This window comes from Bacillus sp. Root920 (genome assembly GCF_001429445.1).
Lineage (GTDB): Bacteria > Bacillota > Bacilli > Bacillales > Bacillaceae > Bacillus > Bacillus safensis.
The window spans coordinates 1-18,480 of sequence record NZ_LMJV01000005.1; the positions used below are offsets into that span (position 1 = coordinate 1).

General features: G+C 40.3%; 17 protein-coding genes, 1 tRNA gene, 1 other RNA gene, 1 pseudogene and 1 other annotated feature. Of the genes and pseudogenes, 6 read left to right on the forward strand and 14 right to left on the reverse strand.

Annotated features, from left to right (window positions below; all coding sequences use genetic code 11):
• Positions 1-309: 309 nt before the first annotated feature.
• From ASE42_RS11130 to tadA, 7 genes are all read right to left on the reverse strand, one after another.
• The gene (locus ASE42_RS11130) at positions 310-573 is read right to left on the reverse strand and encodes a pro-sigmaK processing inhibitor BofA family protein (RefSeq protein ID WP_024425765.1); all 264 of its coding nucleotides are present in this window, start codon (positions 571-573) and stop codon (positions 310-312) included.
• Between the two features lie 66 nt (positions 574-639).
• Positions 640-864, reverse strand: coding sequence for a YaaL family protein (locus ASE42_RS11135; RefSeq protein WP_056767001.1), 225 nt, complete (start codon positions 862-864; stop codon positions 640-642).
• A gap of 18 nt (positions 865-882) precedes the next feature.
• On the reverse strand, positions 883-1,479 hold the full coding sequence (gene recR, locus ASE42_RS11140; protein ID WP_003218094.1) for a recombination protein RecR: 597 nt from the start codon (positions 1,477-1,479) through the stop codon (positions 883-885).
• 15 nt (positions 1,480-1,494) lie between these two features.
• Positions 1,495-1,818 (reverse strand): YbaB/EbfC family nucleoid-associated protein, encoded by a 324-nt coding sequence (locus tag ASE42_RS11145; protein ID WP_008342011.1) that lies wholly within the window; start codon positions 1,816-1,818, stop codon positions 1,495-1,497.
• Between the two features lie 26 nt (positions 1,819-1,844).
• A complete protein-coding gene (gene dnaX / locus ASE42_RS11150) occupies positions 1,845-3,557 on the reverse strand; it encodes a DNA polymerase III subunit gamma/tau (RefSeq protein WP_041106245.1) in 1,713 nt (570 codons plus the stop codon).
• Between the two features lie 330 nt (positions 3,558-3,887).
• Positions 3,888-4,152, reverse strand: an RNA gene (gene ffs, locus ASE42_RS18650) — signal recognition particle sRNA large type.
• Between the two features lie 76 nt (positions 4,153-4,228).
• Positions 4,229-4,705 (reverse strand): tRNA adenosine(34) deaminase TadA, encoded by a 477-nt coding sequence (tadA, locus tag ASE42_RS11155; RefSeq protein WP_041106248.1) that lies wholly within the window; start codon positions 4,703-4,705, stop codon positions 4,229-4,231.
• Positions 4,706-4,784: 79 nt separating this feature from the next.
• On the opposite strand from tadA, the gene ASE42_RS11160 reads away from it, so the two are divergent.
• The 4 genes from ASE42_RS11160 (at position 4,785) to ASE42_RS11175 (ending at position 8,051) form a co-directional block, all read left to right on the forward strand.
• Positions 4,785-5,339: an isochorismatase family cysteine hydrolase gene (locus ASE42_RS11160; RefSeq protein WP_082580742.1), complete on the forward strand. Its 555-nt coding sequence runs from the start codon at positions 4,785-4,787 to the stop codon at positions 5,337-5,339.
• 99 nt (positions 5,340-5,438) lie between these two features.
• A complete protein-coding gene (locus ASE42_RS11165; RefSeq protein WP_235566759.1) occupies positions 5,439-6,686 on the forward strand; it encodes a glycoside hydrolase family 18 protein in 1,248 nt (415 codons plus the stop codon).
• Positions 6,687-6,771: 85 nt separating this feature from the next.
• Positions 6,772-7,395, forward strand: coding sequence for a deoxynucleoside kinase (locus ASE42_RS11170; RefSeq protein WP_024425759.1), 624 nt, complete (start codon positions 6,772-6,774; stop codon positions 7,393-7,395).
• A complete protein-coding gene (locus ASE42_RS11175) occupies positions 7,392-8,051 on the forward strand; it encodes a deoxynucleoside kinase (RefSeq protein ID WP_003218104.1) in 660 nt (219 codons plus the stop codon). Before ASE42_RS11170 ends, ASE42_RS11175 begins: the two co-directional genes overlap by 4 nt.
• Positions 8,052-8,140: 89 nt before the next feature.
• Here the strand turns inward: ASE42_RS11175 and ASE42_RS11180 are convergent.
• The 5 genes and pseudogenes from ASE42_RS11180 to pdxS all read right to left on the reverse strand — a co-directional run bounded on the left by ASE42_RS11180 (position 8,141) and on the right by pdxS (position 12,580).
• Positions 8,141-8,233 (reverse strand) — tRNA-Ser (locus ASE42_RS11180).
• Positions 8,234-8,558: 325 nt separating this feature from the next.
• Positions 8,559-8,894, reverse strand: a pseudogene (locus tag ASE42_RS19515) (methyl-accepting chemotaxis protein); the annotation flags it as partial.
• A gap of 596 nt (positions 8,895-9,490) precedes the next feature.
• On the reverse strand, positions 9,491-10,765 hold the full coding sequence (gene serS, locus ASE42_RS11190) for a serine--tRNA ligase (protein ID WP_024426746.1): 1,275 nt from the start codon (positions 10,763-10,765) through the stop codon (positions 9,491-9,493).
• A 49-nt stretch (positions 10,766-10,814) separates the two neighbouring features.
• Positions 10,815-11,031 (reverse strand) — a binding site (T-box leader).
• 53 nt (positions 11,032-11,084) lie between these two features.
• Positions 11,085-11,675, reverse strand: a complete 591-nt coding sequence (pdxT, locus tag ASE42_RS11195) for a pyridoxal 5'-phosphate synthase glutaminase subunit PdxT (RefSeq protein WP_041106255.1) — start codon at positions 11,673-11,675, stop codon at positions 11,085-11,087.
• Positions 11,676-11,695: 20 nt separating this feature from the next.
• Positions 11,696-12,580, reverse strand: coding sequence for a pyridoxal 5'-phosphate synthase lyase subunit PdxS (pdxS, locus tag ASE42_RS11200; RefSeq protein ID WP_039175840.1), 885 nt, complete (start codon positions 12,578-12,580; stop codon positions 11,696-11,698).
• 246 nt (positions 12,581-12,826) lie between these two features.
• Between pdxS and ASE42_RS11205 the strand changes: the two genes are divergently transcribed.
• Positions 12,827-14,305, forward strand: coding sequence for a PLP-dependent aminotransferase family protein (locus ASE42_RS11205; protein WP_056767003.1), 1,479 nt, complete (start codon positions 12,827-12,829; stop codon positions 14,303-14,305).
• A 41-nt stretch (positions 14,306-14,346) separates the two neighbouring features.
• Here ASE42_RS11205 and ASE42_RS11210 read toward each other — a convergent pair whose 3' ends face one another.
• Together ASE42_RS11210 and guaB are read right to left on the reverse strand one after the other, a co-directional pair.
• Positions 14,347-15,672, reverse strand: a complete 1,326-nt coding sequence (locus ASE42_RS11210; RefSeq protein WP_041106259.1) for a D-alanyl-D-alanine carboxypeptidase family protein — start codon at positions 15,670-15,672, stop codon at positions 14,347-14,349.
• Positions 15,673-15,832: 160 nt separating this feature from the next.
• Entirely contained in the window at positions 15,833-17,299 is a 1,467-nt protein-coding gene (gene guaB / locus ASE42_RS11215; RefSeq protein WP_024426749.1) for an IMP dehydrogenase, read from the reverse strand.
• A gap of 121 nt (positions 17,300-17,420) precedes the next feature.
• Here guaB and ASE42_RS11220 point away from each other — a divergent pair, with 121 nt between their 5' ends.
• On the forward strand, positions 17,421-18,389 hold the full coding sequence (locus ASE42_RS11220; RefSeq protein WP_056767006.1) for a YaaC family protein: 969 nt from the start codon (positions 17,421-17,423) through the stop codon (positions 18,387-18,389).
• The last annotated feature ends 91 nt before the right edge of the window (positions 18,390-18,480 follow it).

The window sequence follows — 18,480 nt, forward strand, 5'->3', positions numbered from 1 at the left end:
CATATCACACATGCGTTGCTACACGATGTAGCGAACTTAGCATGTGATCATTTCCTGCCTCGCCAGTTTGACTGACTACCTATGAAGTATCATAGGATTTTTTATAAAAAACTCGAATTAACAGGTACGTTTTGTCTTGTTTAGTTTTCAAAGAACTTGTTTACCGCTTCAGAAGCGACTAGAACATCTTATCACATCCAAGTTGTTAGTGTCAACAACTTTTTTGTTATTATGTTTTTTCGTTTCTTCGTCATCAGCGACGTATATTAATTTACCACCCTATCGAATCAAAGTCAATAATATTTTTCATTAAATAATAAACTTTTCAATAACGATTAAAGCTGCTACGCCCGGAATACCCAATAAACCACTAATTCCACTCGTTACAGGGTTAATAGAGACATGTAATCCTAGACTCTCGCCAAATAGGTTGAGGCAAAATAAAAAAAGAGCGCCTGCTATAAACTTCACTCCGATAAGCCCTAACCATTTGAATGGATTCGCCTGCACACCTGACATAAACAACAATAGCACAGCTAGCAAAATTGACCCGATCACAATAACAGGTTCCATAATCCTCTCATCTCCTCTTCATATGAATAGTACAAGCATATGAGAGGACTATGTATAATAGACCTGCTATTTCCAGTTGTTTAAACGTAAATTTCTCTTTTTCGCTTCTCTCAGATAGAAAAAGTACTTTGCTTGAGCAAGCTTTAATTCGAATAGAATGTCCGGTGAAGGCTCAACGCTATTTGCGACAAGCTTTGTTTGTCTGTTCCATTCTTCCTTTTGCTTAAAAAGCTGTTGAATTAATTTCTCATCGAATTCTTTTCGAATTGATTTTCTGCGAAGAAAACCCATGTACCGTACTTCTCCTTCCTACATCTCACGTCTGCCTTCTAGAGCCTTAGACAGTGTAACTTCATCCGCATACTCTAAATCCCCGCCTACTGGAAGTCCGTGAGCAATGCGAGAGAGTTTAATTCCTGATGGTTTTAACAATCTGGAGATATACATGGCTGTTGCTTCTCCTTCAATGTTTGGATTGGTTGCAAGGATTACCTCTGTGACTTGATCGTCTTGCAATCTTTTTAATAGGTCAGGAATTTTAATATCCTCTGGGCCAATTCCGTCCATTGGCGAAATGGCACCATGAAGCACATGATATAAGCCGTTGTATTCTTTCATTTTTTCCATTGCGATTACATCTTTTGGATCCTGCACTACACAGATAACAGATTGATCTCTTCTTGTATCTTCACAAATATAGCAAGGATCTTGGTCTGTGATATGACCGCATACCGAACAATAAGTTAAATTACGCTTTGCATTTACAAGCGCCTTCGCAAAATCTAGTACGACATCTTCCTGCATACTAAGAACAAAAAAAGCCAGACGGACCGCAGTTTTCGGTCCGATTCCTGGCAATTTCATAAAGCTGTCAATCAGCTTTGATATTGGTTCAGGATATTGCATCTTCAGTTATTCCTCCTAGAATAAACCTGGCATGTTCATTCCTTTTGTGAATTGACCCATCGTTTCATTCGTTAGCTCATCGACTTTTTTCAATGCATCGTTTGTCGCAGCAAGTACAAGATCTTGAAGCATATCAATATCTTCTGGATCAACAACTTCTTCATTAATTGCTACATCAACGACTTCTTTTTGTCCATTTACTTTGACAGTGACCATACCGCCACCAGCTGTACCTTCAAGAACTTTTTCTGCAAGCTCTTCTTGAGCCTTCGCCATATCCTTTTGCATTTTTTGCATTTGTTTCATCATTTTTTGCATATTTCCCATTCCACCGCGCATATGAACACCACTCTCTTTCATTTTTATTAATCTTTAATTTCAATTAAATCAGTTCCTACTAATTTTTTTGCTTCCGCAATCAATGGATCCTCTTCAGTAGAAGTTCCCTGACCATCTGCTTGTTCATCCGGCTGATGATCTCTTAAAAATTCTTCTCTTATTTTACCCCATTGAGCGTCAGGAACGCCAACTAATTCCACTCTTTTTCCTAACATAGACTCTAGCAGTTGTTCAAGATTGGTCCGAACACCGCTTTTATCTTCAGCAACCATTTTACAATGTATTTCAAATTTGAATTTTAAAACAAAGGCATGCGAAGCAGCCGCCACTGGCTCACTGTCCGTTAATAACGCAGCGTGAGACACCTTATTCTGCTGTTTCAACTGGGCAAGGAGCTCTCCCCATTTGCCTTTAATTTTTTCTAACTCAGGCCGTTTCGCTTCTTTTAGAATCTCATGAATTCGGCCGACAGGAGCACGATAGCCATTTTTATTACTTGTTTGTGGTCGAGGCGCTTCCTTTTTTTCTTGAGGGCTATGAGATGGAGACATTGGTACACCTTCGGCTCTTAGCCTCGATAGTTCCTGTTCCAGCCTGTTTATTTTATCTGTTAGCGCCGTTAAATCAGCGTCAGCATGGCCTTGTGTCAATCCTGCTGTTGACTGACACAGCTTTACAACAGCTACCTCAAAGAAAATCCTTGGATGATTTGTCCATTTCATTTCTTGGTGGCTTTTATTCAGGACTTCAATGGTTTCATACAGAAACTGAGGTGTCACACGATCTGACAGCGCCACGAAACTTTCGTCGACCTTTACCTTTTCAAGAACCCCCTCGAGATCTGGTGCCGTTTTATAAAGTAGCATATCTCTAAAGTAAAAAATCATATCCTCTATTAATTTAGCAGCATCTTTCCCCTGCTGGAGCAATTCATTTAATGTATCTAACGCTGTGGCAATATTTTGATCAAAAATTGCTTCAGCAAGCTGACTAATGAAATGCTGCGATACAGCACCTGTAATGAGCAGCGCATCATCAATTGTCAATTGTTCACCACTAAATGAGATCGCTTGATCCAAGAGACTTAGTGCATCACGCATACCGCCATCAGCTGCACTAGCAATAATCTCGAGCGAACCCTCCTGTACGTCAAGGCCTTCTGCATCTACAATTTTCTCCATTCTTCCAACAATATCTTTAGTCGTGATTCGTTTAAAATCAAATCGCTGACAACGAGATATGATGGTAAGAGGAATCTTATGGGGCTCTGTGGTAGCCAAAATAAAGATACAATGAGCAGGCGGTTCTTCCAGCGTTTTAAGGAGAGCATTAAATGCACCGATAGAGAGCATATGTACTTCATCTATAATATAAACCTTATATGTAACCGCCGAAGGAGCAAATTTCACTTTATCACGTATATCCCGGATTTCATCTACCCCGTTATTCGAGGCAGCATCTATTTCAATCACGTCTGAAATTGAACCGTTTGTAATCCCTTTACAGGCATCACATTCATTACACGGCTCGCTAACAGGTGACTTTTCACAGTTCACTGCCTTAGCAAAGATTTTGGCAGCACTTGTTTTACCTGTTCCTCTAGGACCTGAAAATAAGTAAGCATGAGAAAACTTTTTCTGCAAAAGGGCATTTTGCAACGTTTTTGTGATGTGTTCTTGTCCAACAACATCCTCAAAAACTTGAGGTCTGAACACTCGATATAAAGCTTGATAACTCACAAATACGCCCTCCTCCATTTATCATCCTTTTCATTATACATGATGCACCGATCAATTCAAAAGCACACCTTTATTTTCTAATATGCCAAAAAGATGATTTCAACTAGAGATTTTCTACTTTCTATGTATTAAAAACGTATTTTCTAGCTTTGTAAAAAGACCTGAAACTCCAAACAGAACAGCAGTTCTTTTTGCGATTAGTGAAAAAAACAAATGGCTCCAAAAAGACTTTTTATCTATTTGTATCACCAAAGCATTTAAGCTATTCTTTGAACAGCAACAAAAAACTCACCTAGTTAAACTAGATGAGTTACATTTAATATTGATTTACCGTGCACCTTCTGTCGATTCGCTACCCCAAGCGTTACTTAAACAGTTAGCTCGGCCCAGGCAACCCTGCGGCACATGAGAGGTTTCACTTAATGCTGCTTCCTTCCGGACCTGACATGGTTCATGAATTCCCATTGCGCAGGACCCAGACGTCAACACCACTTATTTAAGGCAGACCTTGAAGTAAACGAACCTCGAGAAGGGATTCGGCCTCGCTAGAGCGGATTGCGAGTACAGGGCACCGCTACCTCCCCGCTTAGCACGGCAAAATGAATATTAAATTGTTAGTGACGCAGACATAAGTATACCTTCTTATAGCTCAAATTGCAAACGACATCCATTCATTTACTTTTGGCTTGTTTCTTTCGCTGACGGAGATTTCGGAAGAACTGACTTAACAGCTCACCACACTGATTTTCAAGTACACCACCGATGACCTCAGACTGATGATTGAACCGTTCATCATCCAGTAAATTCATTAAAGTACCTGCGCATCCACCTTTTGGATCGTATGCACCAAAAACGACCTTTTTCACTCTAGAGAGAACAATAGCACCCGCACACATTGGGCATGGCTCAAGCGTAACGTAAAGCACAGCATCTTCTAAACGCCAGCTCCCTGTCGCTTTACATGCTTCATCAATAGCAAGTAATTCTGCATGTGCAATCGAACGCTGCTCACTTTCCCTTAAATTATGAGCCCGGCTCACGATTTGATCATCAACAACAATGATCGCACCAATCGGCACTTCCCCTATTTGTTCTGCTTTTAAGGCTTCAGAAATGGCTTCTTGCATAAACTGTTCATCTTTCGTCATGGCACGGCTCTCTTTTCATGTTTTTTAAAAGGAAATTGAGGTTAACATATTATCACAATCTTTTAAAGGGGGTCTTATTTTGTCAAAGCAAACAAAGGCGCTACTTATTATCGACATGATTAATGATTTTGATTTTGAAATGGGACATGTGCTTGCAGAAAAAACAGAGCAAATGACCAATAAAATTTTAGCTCTTAAACAACATGCTTTCAAGGAAAATTGGCCAATCATTTATATCAACGATCACTACGGACTTTGGAAGGCTGATATCCAAGCTGTTTTGGAAACATGCAAAAACGAAAGAAGCGCTCCTATTTTAGAGAAAATGACACCATCTAAAGATAATTACTTCTTAATTAAACCTAAGCATTCTGCCTTCTACGGTACTGCACTAGAGACACTCTTAAATGAATTAGGTGTTGAGGACATTATTCTAACTGGAATTGCCGGAAACATTTGCGTTTTGTTCACTGCAAATGACGCATACATGCGAGAATACAATCTAATTGTACCTAAAGATTGTATCGCTTCAAACGACGACAGAGATAACGACTACGCTTTAACGATGATGGAGAACGTTCTTCTAGCCAAAATCACTACCGCTAAGGAAATCACGAATGAAAATCAAACATGATTTAGCTATAACCCTCATAAATTGTTAGCAATAACAAAGGGGGCGTTGACTATTCAAATTTATGTTGTCAAAAGAGGAGATACTTTAAACGACATTGCTATGCGTTTTAAAACGACAGTCAATGAAATCATCCGTACTAACGAAATCGAAACACCAAATCAACTCGTCATTGGACAAACAATTGTCATTCCAATTAGAGGTCAATTTTATGAGGTCAAACAAAATGACACACTATATCAAATTGGTAGACGGTTTCAAATCTCAGTGGAAGAATTGGCACGCGTAAACAGAATTCGGCCTGAAGCGATACTGCCTATTCGTTTCTTGCTCTATATTCCACAAAGACCGAAAAGGAACATTAATTCCAATGCTTATATTGAACCACGGGGAAATCAAGTCAGTGAAAACTTAAAGCAGGCAGCTAGAGAGGCCTCCCCATACTTGACCCATTTAGAAGTCTTTAGTTTTCAAGCACAAAGAGATGGGACACTGCGAGAACCACCGTTAGACCAACTACCCCAGATTGCCGCTCAGAACAGAACTGTATTAACCATGGTGGTGACAAATCTAGAGAATGAAAAATTCAGTGATGAACTTGGGCGTATTCTTTTAACTAACCAATCTGTCAAAACGGCATTTTTAAATGAAATTGTTCGTGTTGCCAAAAAGTATCAATTCAAGGAAGTCCATTTTGATTTTGAATATTTACGCCCTGCTGATAAAGATGCTTATATTCAATTTTTAAGAGAAGCAACAGCGCGTTTCCATCAAGAAGGATGGACAATATCTGTTGCACTTGCACCAAAAACAAGTAGTCAGCAAAAGGGCAAATGGTATGAAGCCCATGACTATGAAGCGATCGGTAAGATCGTCGATCATGTTGTGTTGATGACCTATGAATGGGGGTACAGCGGCGGCCCTCCACAAGCTGTCTCTCCAATTGGACCTGTCCGCCAAGTCATTGAATATGCATTAACTGTCATACCGGCCAATAAAATTGTAATGGGGCAGAATTTATACGGCTATGATTGGACACTTCCTTTCGTCCAGGGCGGCCCCATAGCCAAAGCCGTCAGTCCTCAACAAGCAATTGCACTTGCTAGAGAGCACAATGTCTCTATCTTATACGACGAAACAGCACAGGCACCCCATTTTCGTTATACAGATGCCAACAACAAAGAGCATGAGGTCTGGTTCGAAGACGCTAGATCAATTCAAGCAAAGTTCAACCTCATCAAAGAGCTAAATTTGAACGGCATTGCTTATTGGAAATTAGGTCTATCTTTCCCACAAAATTGGCTCTTATTATCAGATCAATTTAATATTGAAAAAAGAACGACATCGTAATCCATTCACTCTATCTATTAGAAGGGGTATGGTACAATATACATTGGTTTGACAACTTTAACTTTATAGATAGAGGAGAACGCCTATGTATCCTGCCCCTTTTATTGCAGTGGAAGGCCCGATTGGAGCCGGAAAAACAACTTTGGCTACAATGCTTGCGAAGGAATTTCAATTTCCTTTAGTAAAAGAGATTGTAGAAGAAAATCCATTCTTAGATAAATTTTATGAAGATATGGAACAATGGAGCTTTCAGCTTGAGATGTTCTTTTTATGCAATCGGTTCAAACAGTTAGAATCAATTGAAGAAAACTATGTGAATAAACAGCAGCCAGTTGTCACTGATTATCACGTCTATAAAAATATGATATTTGCAGAAAGAACATTATCAAAAAAGCACATGGATAAATACAGAAAGATCTATCATCTGCTAACAGATGATCTTCCTAAACCAAATGCCATGATCTATATAAAAGCCAGCCTTCCCACCTTACTTGAAAGAATACAGATGAGAGGACGCTCTTTTGAAGAAGACATTGACCCAGCTTATTTAAAAACACTCATTGAAGATTATGAGCTGGCTATTGAACATTTAAAACAGACTGAGCCAGGGCTTCCTATCATTACAATTGAAGGAGATCATACAGACTTCGTTTCCTCACAGCAAGATTACCAGCAAATTGTACAGAACATAAAGGAGCAAGTGCTATGAACAATATCGAAATACCAAAGGACGCAGTCATCACAATTGCCGGGACTGTTGGTGTCGGCAAATCAACTATGACCAAAACAATAGCGGACAAGCTAGGGTTTCAAACCTCTCTTGAAAAAGTAGATGATAACCCATATTTAGAGCCTTTTTATTCAGATTTCCAAAGATGGAGCTTCCACTTACAGGTCTATTTCTTAGCTGAGCGTTTTAAGGAGCAAAAGCGGATTTTTGAATCTGGCGGAGGATATGTACAAGATCGTTCCATTTATGAGGATACTGGCATTTTTGCAAAAATGCATGCGGACAAAGGTACGATGTCTGAGGTTGATTATGAAACGTATACAAGCCTATTTGAGGCGATGGTGATGACACCTTACTTCCCTCACCCTGATGTCCTCATCTATCTACACGGGGATTTAGATCATATTTTACATCGTATTGAAGAACGCGGCAGAGAGATGGAAACTCAAACTGACCGGGCTTATTGGGAAGAAATGTACACTCGATACACGGAATGGATCGAACAATTTGATTTATGCCCAGTGATTAAAATTAATATTGAAGATTATGACTTACTTCATGATGAAAGCTCACTTGATCCCATTCTTCATGAAATAGCTTCTGTTATTCAAAAAAATCGCTCTAAAACAAAATAAAAAAAACCGCTGCATTCGCGAAATGCAGCGGTTTGACAATTTCCAATTTTTATGCTTGCGTTCAATTCAACTAAGGTAAAAAATCAATATGGCGGAGGAAGAGGGATTCGAACCCCCGCGGGCTTTAACACCCCTGTCGGTTTTCAAGACCGATCCCTTCAGCCGGACTTGGGTATTCCTCCGTATCGACAAGAATTAATATACCATATCATTTTATTTGAAGTCAACATCTTTTCGAAAAAAATTTCAATATGTGATTTCGGCATGATATTTGCCTATAAAAAAGCAGCCATTGATGGCTGCTCCAGATTGTTGACAAAGGGCTAAAATGATTTTGATTTTAGCCCTTTGTCTTCTTTTCAGCGTGATAGAAAACCTTTGCAGTCTAGGAAGGGCGAGCACCGGAGCGGAGCGAATTTGACATTCGTGAGCACCGAAGCGCAGACCTGACAACGAATGCGAGGGTTTGACTACACGCTGAAGTAGCCATTGACGGCTGCTCTTGATCTATTTCGTATCCTGTCTAATTTCTTCAATAAACTGATTCATCTCTACTTTAAACTCATTTAATGACTCGATAATCTTCGTAAAGTCTGTCACTTGTTTGGCTTGTTCATTTGTTGAGCTGCTGATTTGTGAGATGTTTTCAGACAAAGTGCCAATGCTGTCTTGGATTTCTTTTAAAAATGTATTAATGGTTTCAGCCGCTTCCTTCGAGCCATCTGATAATTTGCGAACTTCATCAGCAACGACAGCAAACCCTTTTCCGTTCTCACCTGCTCTTGCGGCTTCAATTGCAGCATTTAAACCGAGCAGATTTGTTTGTCTAGCGATTCCACCAATGGTTTTGACGACTTCTTCAATATTCGCAGATTTCTCTTCCGCTCTTCCTGCCTGTTCGCTTATTTCTAAACTTGTGGCAGCCAGCTCTTGTGAATGTGCAGCAATTTGCTCAATTCCACCTTGGAGTTCTTTCGCTACTTTATTGATTTGCTCCATATAACCGCTTAATTTCTTTTCACGATGATGTGAAAATGCCACTAAAAAAGAGCCAATTACTTTTCTATCTTCATCAAAAATTGGGTAACCTTTTACAGCAATTTCATAACCATATAAATGCTCTGGTAAATGACCGTCATATTCTTGTCCTCTTAATGTCGTCGCCACATTTTGGTCTTCTGGGTTCAATGGGTCTCCAACTTTCATACCAAAATCTATTGTGTTAGATGGGTAATAACAAAGTATCTTCTCTGTATCTGTGATGCCAAAAAGAATACTTTCATCTAGTACCTTTCTAAGTAAATGAGCCATTTCAACATAATAGTCAAGCCTATTCAAGGTTATTCCTTCTTTCCTAGAAGCTTTTAATTTTTTTATCGGCTAAATTCAGGAAAACTGTAGGACTTTTGGTAAAAAGAAAAAGATGCCTTGACGGCATCTTATTTCATCACTTCTTTATTTCCCATATAAGGACGCAGTACTTCAGGAATGATCACTGTGCCGTCCTCTTGTTGATAGTTTTCTAAAATAGCCGCTACAGTTCTTCCTACCGCTAATCCAGATCCATTTAATGTGTGGACATGTTCTGGCTTCGCTTTAGGCTCTGGACGGAAACGAATATTTGCACGTCTTGCCTGGAATGCTTCGAAGTTACTGCAAGAAGAAATTTCACGGTACGTATTCTGGCTCGGAATCCACACTTCGATATCGTATTTCTTCGCAGCTGTGAATCCTAAATCTCCCGTACACATGCTCATGACACGGTATGGCAGGTTCAATAGCTGAAGAACTTTTTCTGCTTGATTTGTTAGTTTCTCTAATTCTTCATAAGAATCTTCTGGTCTGACAAATTTCACAAGCTCTACCTTGTTAAATTGATGCTGACGGATGAGTCCACGTGTATCTCTGCCAGCAGATCCAGCTTCTGATCTAAAGCAAGCACTGAATGCTGCATAGTTGATTGGCAGCTGTTCACCTTCGAGGATTTCGTCACGATGCATGTTCGTAATTGGCACTTCAGCTGTTGGAATAAGGAAGTAATCTTCTTCACGTATTTTAAAGGCATCCTCTTCGAATTTTGGAAGCTGACCAGTTCCTGTCATGCTCGCTCTGTTGACCATATAAGGTGGAAGCACTTCAGTAAAACCAAACTCATCCACATGTAAATCGAGCATAAAGTTATACAATGCGCGCTCTAAGCGGGCGCCAAGCCCTTTATAAAAAACGAAACGGCTTCCTGTCACTTTTCCTGCACGTTCAAAATCAAGGATTTTTAGCTCATCAGCTACGTCCCAATGTGGTTTTGGTTCAAATGAGAAGGCTGGCTGTTCGCCCCATTTTCTCACTTCCACGTTGTCGTCTTCTGTTTCACCAACTGGTACAGAGTCATGAGGGATATTTGGAATTGAGAACAGGATGTGCTGCAGGCTCTCTTCTACTGTTCTTAGCTCATCATCCAGCTTCTTGATCTCATCTCCTACTTCACGCATTTCTTGAATAATGTGATCGGCGTCTTTCTTTTCTCTTTTTAGAACGGCCACTTGCTGTGATACTTCATTTCTTCGGCTCTTTAATTCTTCTGTTTTCCCGATTAATTCTCTTCTTTTTTGATCTAGCTCACCAAACTTATCAAAATCCGCTAAATCTTCGCCTCGGTGTGCTAATTTTTCTTTGATTTGATCAAAGTCCGTGCGCAGTTGTTTAATATCAAGCATGTGTAACACTCCTTTTTTTATCGAAAAATAAAAAGAGCCCTCATCCCATGAAAGGGACGAGAGCTCTCGCGTTGCCACCCTGATTGAAAACATGCAGAAGCATGCTTTCCTCTTTCCTCTGTAACGGTATCACCGTAAATGCTTACTTCTCGTGTTTCAGCATTTCGCTCAAGGATGGATTCAGAATGCATCTTTCACCGATTCTCACCAACCATCGGCTCTCTGAGAAAGAGGGGCTTCTTACTATTTCCCGTCAACGCTTTTTCGATCTTTGATTGTGATTTTAATGTACTATAAGTTTTATCTCTTTTCAACCGTTTTATACAGCAAGCTTCGTTTTGTAGGACTTCACCATGTCTACAAACAGCTGTGTTAACCGGTGATCGTCTGTCAGCTCTGGATGAAAAGAGCAGCCTAAGATATTGTTTTCTTTCGCCATCACAATCCTGCCATCATATTCAGCCATGATTTCTACGTCATTATCTGCGCTGATGATATGAGGCGCACGGATGAATACCCCTGTAAACGGGGCATCCAGTCCTTTTACTTCTAAATCTGCTTCAAAGCTGTCTACCTGTCTGCCAAAAGAGTTCCGTGCAACAGATACATTTAATAGGCCAAGATGAGCATCTTCTCGATCTTCGATATGCTTTGCCAGCATAATCAAACCGGCACATGTCCCGAAAATCGGTTTCCCTTGAGCAGCGAACGCCTTGATCGGTTCAATGAATTGGTACGTATCCATAAGTCTCCTCATCGTCGTACTTTCTCCACCAGGGATAATCAAACCGTCAACGGATTCTAGCTCTTCTACTCGTTTGATGATCTTTCCTTCTGCGCCGCAGGCTTCAATCGATTGAATATGCTCTCTCACCGCTCCTTGAAGCCCTAGTACACCAATTGTCAGCATGTTCGTTTGCGCTCCCTTAATTACCAGCCACGCTCTTGCATACGTTCTTCTGGCAGTAGATTTGAAATTTCAATTCCTTTCATAGCTGTTCCAAGCTCTTTTGAAAGTTCTGCAATAAGACGGTAATCAGTGTAATGAGTCGTTGCTTCAACAATTGCTTTTGCAAATTTAGCTGGATTGTCTGATTTGAAAATACCAGATCCGACAAATACACCGTCTGCGCCAAGCTGCATCATTAACGCAGCATCTGCTGGTGTCGCAACGCCTCCTGCTGCAAAGTTCACAACTGGCAGCTTGCCGTCTCTTTTGATTTGCAGCAATAATTCATAAGGCGCGCCAAGATTCTTGGCTTCTGTCATCAGTTCATCTTCACTCATAGCCGATACTTTACGAATCTGAGCATTGACCTTTCTCATATGACGAACAGCTTCTACGATGTTGCCTGTCCCAGGTTCTCCTTTTGTACGAAGCATAGAAGCGCCTTCTGCGATACGGCGGGTTGCCTCACCTAAGTCACGGCATCCACAGACAAAAGGTACTGTGTATTCATTTTTATTTAAATGGAATTCCTCATCTGCGGGCGTCAGCACTTCACTCTCATCGATATAATCAACACCAAGTGCTTCAAGAACACGAGCCTCGACGATGTGGCCGATACGTGCTTTTGCCATGACTGGAATCGTTACTGCATTTTGTACTTCCTCTACGATTCTTGGGTCTGCCATACGGGCAACACCGCCTGCTGCACGGATATCAGCTGGTACTCGTTCTAGTGCCATGACTGCCACCGCACCTGCTTCTTCTGCAATTTTTGCCTGCTCCGCATTGACGACATCCATAATGACGCCACCCTTTTGCATTTCTGCCATTCCACGTTTCACTCGTTCAGTTCCCTTATTGCTCACAATAGTTTCCTCCCATTTGTCTATTCGATTCATTCAACATCTTTATCATACAAGCGAGGAAGTATAACAATAAAGAGAATAGTATAACAATTCAACCAACGGATAAAAAAGGATAACCCCTTGTATATAAAGGATTTTCAGCTAAAAACATGTCGTTTTCTCTTTCAAGTGTGATTTACATGCTATAATACAACTATAACAATTAAAAATCATGTATAACAATTTTGCATTCTATGGAGGGGTTTCATGCATATTGATATCCATCGACACTCTGATACATCTCTTTCAAATCAAATTTACTTTTCAATCATCGATCACATTCAATCGGGTTTGCTTCAGCAAGGAGAAAGGCTGCCAACTGTCCGTGATTTAGCTAAGCAGCTGAATGTGAGTCTTGTCACGGCAGCTAAGGCATACACCCGATTAAAGGACGATGGATATTTAACGACAGTGCAAGGTAAAGGCACTTTTGTGGATGAGCAGCAAGAGCAGGCAGAGACCCCGGTTCCATCATCTACTTCTTTCGATTGGCAGTTGTCGATTCCAGATTATTTACCACGGTCTCAATTCGCCCAGTATCACTATGTCGAAGAAGCCATTAACCTTTCTTCCTCTATGATCGATCCAGGTCTTTTGCCAAACCGGTATTTAGAAAAAGAAATGCAGCATGTACTAGCCAGACATCCTCAAATCATGTCGAAGTATGGAGAAATACAAGGTGATCTTCAGCTGCGACAGGTCATTCAATCTTTTTTAGAAAAGTTGGATGTGCCATCTACACCTGAAAATATTCTTGTAACAAGTGGTTCTCAGCAAGGGCTTGATTTGGTGGCACGTACGTTTATTGGGCCGGATGATGTGGTTGTCATGGAAGCACCGACCTATCCCGGGGCCATTGATGTCTTTATGGGCAGAGGAGCAAGAATCATTACCGTCCCTGTCGATCATGAAGGGATGAACATGAAGCAGCTTCAAAGCATTTGTGATAAATATAAACCGAAGCTCATCTATACGATTCCTACTTTTCACAGTCCGACAGGGGCCAGTATGTCGATGAAACGCAGAAAACAGCTTCTCTTACTGGCTCAAAGCATAGATTGTCTCATTGTAGAAGATGACCCTTATCGTGAGCTTTATTTTGAAAAGAAACCGCCAGCACCTATTAAAAGCTTGGACCATGATGGACACGTCATTTATTTACGAGGGTTAAGTAAAACACTGGCTCCAGGATGCAGAATAGGGATTATCACCGCATCAGGCTCGATATTTAACCGCTTATTAGCTGCAAAGGCCAATAATGACTTAGGCAGCCCTCTCCTCACACAAAAGGCCATATTGCCGTTTCTGACATCGAAGAAAATGATTGATCATACGAAGAAGCTAAGAACCGCCTTGAAGGTGAGACGCGATTTGATGATGGATGTGTTAACGAAGTACGCACCAAAAGATGTAACTTGGCAAATTCCACAGGGCGGGCTCAATTTATGGCTCAGCTTTCCTTCTTGGGTCGATACACGAGCACTGTTACATGAGGCACGTAAGCATCAAATTACTTTTCTACCTGGCTCTGTCTGCTATCCTGGAGAACCGAAACAGAATTATATCCGCCTCAGCTTTTCTTATGTGAATGAAAAAGCACTGGCCGAGGGCGTGGAAAAGTTATGTGGTATTTTTCAGCAAGCCTTGTCCACTCCTCAAAATCAGAAGCAATCGCTCTTCTTTTAACGATAAAAAAACTGCTCTCATGTATAGAGAGCAGTTTTTTATTAGAACCAGCCTTTTACTGTGTCAACGATTCCGCCCCAAATGCCAGCGAAGAATCCACCTACACCGCGCATTGCAAGGATGAACCAGTTTGCTTTTTCATCGCTTGTTTTCGTCACAAGCTCAACACCTGATTGGTCTTTATTTAAATAACCGTAGTCCTTCTCATCACCAGAATAAGAAGTCGTCAGCATGCCAACCTTCGTTCCTTTTTTAATAGGAGCTTCTAGTTTCTTTTTTTCGATATTTACTTTTGCTTTATAGCTCTTTTCGTCACCATTTTTTACTGGCACAGAAAATGCTTCTTTCGTCACAACAGGTACTTCTTTATCTTTGCCTTTATCCACTTCGATGTTTTCATGTCCTTTAATTTGTTGATCTTTTTTGTACATTTCTTTCATCGTGAAGTTTTTAAACGCATAGTCGAATAGTTTTTTTGCCACGTCGAAACGTGCTGTATGAAGATTACCTTTTGCATTCAAGATAACTGCGATGACACGCATGTCACCTTGTTTTGCTGTACCTGTGAAGCTAGAACCGGCTGAATCTGTAGATCCTGTTTTCAGACCGTCAACACCTTTATATTCCTTCACAAGTCCTTTAAGCATGAAGTTCCAGTTAGGCATGTCCATTTCATCGTCCGTGCCTTCTCTGAACTTTGTTTTCGCAATACTTGCTGTTTCAAGAATTTCTGGATGGTCTTTGATGAGATGCTGTGCAAGCAAAGCCATATCTTTTGCAGATACTTCACTTTCTTCATCAGGCCCTGTACCTTTTGGCTGTTGGCCATGTAAGTCTTTATTTTCCAGACCAGTTGCATTCACGAATTTGTAGTTTGTTAAACCAAGTTCTTTTGCTTTTGCGTTCATTTTTTCAACAAATTTCGATTCTGATCCAGCGATCACTTCTGCTAAACCAATCGCTGCTGCATTTGCCGAATAAATAGCCGTTGCTTGATAAAGTTCTTTTACTGTATACGAACCATCTTTTCTCAAAGGAACGTTGGATAAGCTGCGGTCCTGAGAAATTTCGTATACATAATCATCTGGCGTATACTTTTGATCCCATTTCACTTTTCCTTCAGCAATTGCCTCTAGTAATAGATACTCTGTCATCATTTTTGCCATACTTGCAATAGGCAGTCTTTGATCTGCGTTTTTACTATAAAGAATTTTACCTGTAGAAGCTTCAATAAGGATCGCTGCTTTCGCATTCACACTGAATGGATCTTCAGCAGCTTTTGCTTTGGACATTGGTGTAAATGCTGTAACAATCAATGCCAATGCAAGGATAGAGACCATAAGCTGTTTCAATATCTTGCTGTTCAATCGTCATACCTCCGTATTCATCTTTTTTCGACGTTTTTCATATATATGTAATCCACAAGGGCTTATCTCAACACAACAGTATAAATTTTATCACAATAAAGACAAAAAAAATAGACAGAGTCATAGACCCTGTCAAATGTAATTTGATTGTCACAATTTATCAAGAAATTGTGTAGTTTGGTGATTCTTTTGTAATTTGTACATCATGTGGATGACTCTCACGAAGTCCTGCACCCGTCATACGAATGAATTGTGCTTCTTCTCTAAGAGTGCGTAAATCTTGTGTTCCACAATAACCCATACCAGAACGAATACCGCCAACTAGTTGATACACTGTATCAACGACTGGCCCTTTGTATGGTGTACGGCCTTCAATACCTTCAGGAACGAATTTTTTATTATCTTCTTGGAAGTAACGATCTTTACTTCCTTTTTCCATTGCAGCGACAGAACCCATACCACGATAAACTTTGAATCGTCTACCTTGGAAAATTTCTGTTTCTCCTGGGCTTTCAGATGTACCAGCTAGAAGGCTTCCAAGCATAACAGCATGTCCGCCAGATGCTAATGCTTTCACGATATCACCTGAATATTTAATTCCACCATCTGCAATAATAGCTTTACCATGTTTTCTTGCTTCTGTTGCACAGTCATAGATCGCTGTGATTTGTGGTACACCGACACCTGCAACAACACGTGTTGTACAAATAGATCCTGGTCCGATACCGACTTTTACAATATCTGCTCCTGCTTCAAACAATGCTTTTGTTGCTTCGGCTGTTGCAACATTACCAGCAATGATGTTAAGAGAAGGATACGTTTCACGGATTTTCGATACAGTGTTTAGAACACCTTGAGAATGACCGTGTGCTGTATCAATAACAATGACATCCACATTGGCTTCGACTAATTTTTTCACACGTGTCATTGTATCGCCAGTGACACCAACAGCAGCACCAACAATTAAACGGCCATGCGCATCTTTAGAGGAGTTAGGGAATTCAATCACTTTTTCAATATCTTTGATTGTGATAAGACCTTTTAACGTTCCTTCGTCATCTAAAAGAGGTAATTTTTCAATCTTGTACTGCTGTAGGATTTTTTCAGCTTCTTCTAATGTTGTACCAACAGAAGCTGTCACAAGTTCCTCTTTTGTCATCACGTCGCTAATCTTCATTGAATAATCCGAAATAAAACGAAGGTCACGGTTCGTAATAATACCAACAAGCTTTTGGTCTTGTTCGTTGTTGACAATCGGCACACCTGAAATACGGTATTTACCCATCAAATGCTCTGCATCAAATACTTGATGCTCTGGTGTTAAGAAGAATGGATTTGTAATAACGCCGCGCTCTGAACGTTTTACTTTATCCACCTGTTCTGCTTGCTGTTCAATGGACATGTTCTTATGAATAATACCAAGACCACCTTGACGTGCCATTGCAATCGCCATTTGTGATTCCGTCACTGTGTCCATTCCCGCACTGATAATTGGAATGTTTAGCTTTAATGTGCTTGTTAGCTCCACTGATAAATCGACATCACGCGGAAGTACTTCAGACTTTGCTGGAACAAGCAAAACATCGTCAAACGTCAAACCTTCTTTTGAAAATTTACTTTCCCACATTAGTAAATCCCCCTCTTTTCGGCAAAATATTATATGTAGATTATCAACTAGCAAACAGCATGTCAAGGAAGCAACAAACAGTTGCAATTTTTAGAAAATATAAAGAGAGTTGAGGAAGAAGATGAAAAGTTCAGGATGGAAGGATTTAAAACGTTTTTACTCGCTCGAAACCTCCCAAAAGTTTCTATTTCAACAATATGAGAAACGGAACATTCAAGATGCAAACCAGCAAGCCTATAAAAACTGTGAACGATTTATTTACTTTCTAAAACATGGCCACACGTTTTATGAACAGGCTGCGATCGCGCCTCTAGAACTTAAACCCATTTTATTGTTTTATGGAATGGCACAGCTGCTAAAAGCATGTTTGCTGACAGTGGACCCCCATTATCCTTCTCAAACCTCTGTTTTAGCTCATGGCGTAACATCGAGAAAGAGGAAGAAACAGCATTACCGTTTTAGTGAAGATGAGGTGAAAATCCAAAGAAATGGGCTATGTATGCATGTGTTAAAGCATCTATTTCAATTAAATGGTCTTGAAGATGAGCGATTTACGATGATCCATCTCCTGTCTAAAATACCTGAAATGAGTCATATTCTGGAGTTTCAAAAGCAGCCCTCGACTTTAGTTAAAGTAGAAAAGGCTAATGGAATGATGATTCAAGATCATATTCCATTACTTTATAACATGTCTGCTGAACGCTTTATTGAATACTTTGAGTTTCATACAAGCTGGAAACTCAAACAGAGAGAGGCTAAAAAACTGACGTTTGATGTATTTCTGGAAGAAAACCCAGCACTTGCTACTCATCTTCATTATGATTTAGAAATGGATCAATGGTTTATACCCTCAACACGAGATGCTTTTCTAGGGATTCCTGAGATCATCAGCCATTACTTATTGATGTATAACCTTAGTATGATTGCCCGCTACGAAACAGAATGGTGGTACGAGCTGCTGTCTCAATACATTAGCGATGATTACGTCATGATTGAACGCTACATGGAGATTGCAGAAGAGAAGTTTCCAGCTTACATCATGATGCTGTTAGAAGAAAAAACAAAAAAGACCAGTTCCCACTGGAACTGATCCTTATAGAAGCTTGGCGGCGTCCTACTCTCACAGGGGGAAACCCCCAACTACCATCGGCGCTGAAGAGCTTAACTTCCGTGTTCGGTAT